1 protein-coding gene is annotated in these 1130 nt (G+C 71.6%); it reads left to right on the top strand.

Annotated elements, in window-relative coordinates; genetic code table 11:
• Positions 1-1130 (top strand): beta-ketoacyl reductase (locus ACX9NE_RS29290; RefSeq protein WP_459377757.1); only part of this gene is annotated, 1130 nt, incomplete at both ends.

The raw sequence follows: 1130 nt of genomic DNA, 5'->3' as shown, positions 1-1130 counted from the left end.
GGGTCCCCACATCGCCCGCTGGCTGGCCCACGCCGGAGCCCGCCACCTGATCCTGCTCAGCCGCACCGCCGCCCAGGACCCCCAGATCGCGGCCCTGCAAGACGAACTGCGCACCGCGGGGGTCACCACCACCACCGCCTCGGTCGACCTCACCGACCCGCCGGCGCTGCGCGCGCTGATCGAACACACCCGCACCCACCACGGACCCATCCACACCGTCGTGCACGCCGCGGCCTACCTGGGCTGGGCCACCCTCACCGACACCAGCACCGAGCACTTCCACGCCACCTACACCGCCAAAGCCCTCGGCGCCCAACACCTCATCACCGCCTTCGGCGAGCACCTGCCCGACACCTTCATCCTGTTCTCCTCGGCCGCAGCCACCTGGGGCGGCACCCGCCAAAGCGCCTACGCCGCCGCCAACGCCCACCTCGAAGCCCTCACCACCCAGCTACGCGCCGCCGGCCACCACGCCCTGGCCCCGGCCTGGGGCACCTGGGCCGATGACCGCAGCACCGCCCAAGACACCCTGGACTACCTCGCCCGCATCGGCCTGCACCAAATCCCCCCCGACACCGCCCTGGCCGCCCTGCACCAATCCCTGAACCACGACGACACCCTGATCACCCTCACCGACGTCGACTGGAACCAATTCCAAGACGTCTTCACCACCCGCCGCGCCCACCCCCTGCTCACCGACCTGGCCTCCCACCCCACCCCCACCCCCACCACCATCCCCGAAGGACTGGCCGCCCAACTCGCCGGCCACACCCCCCCACAGCAACGCGCCACCGTGACCCAACTCATCCTCACCGCCACCGCCACCGTGCTGGCCCACCCCGACCCCACCACCCTGGACCCCGACCAACCCTTCAAAAACCTCGGCATCGACTCCCTGACCGCCCTGCAACTGCGCAACACCCTGACCCGCCACACCGGCCTGCCCCTCCCGGCCACCCTGGTCTTCGACCACCCCACCCCCACCGCCATCACCGACTACCTCCTCCACCACCTCACCGGCACCACCACCACCCACACCCCCACCCCCACCACCGTGCGCACCGAGGACCCCATCGCCGTCATCGGCATGGCCTGCCGACTCCCCGCAGGAGCCGACACCCCCCAAGCGC

The sequence above is a fragment of the Mycobacterium sp. ML4 genome (genome assembly GCF_054515735.1).
This window is presented reverse-complemented; position numbering and strand designations above follow the sequence as displayed.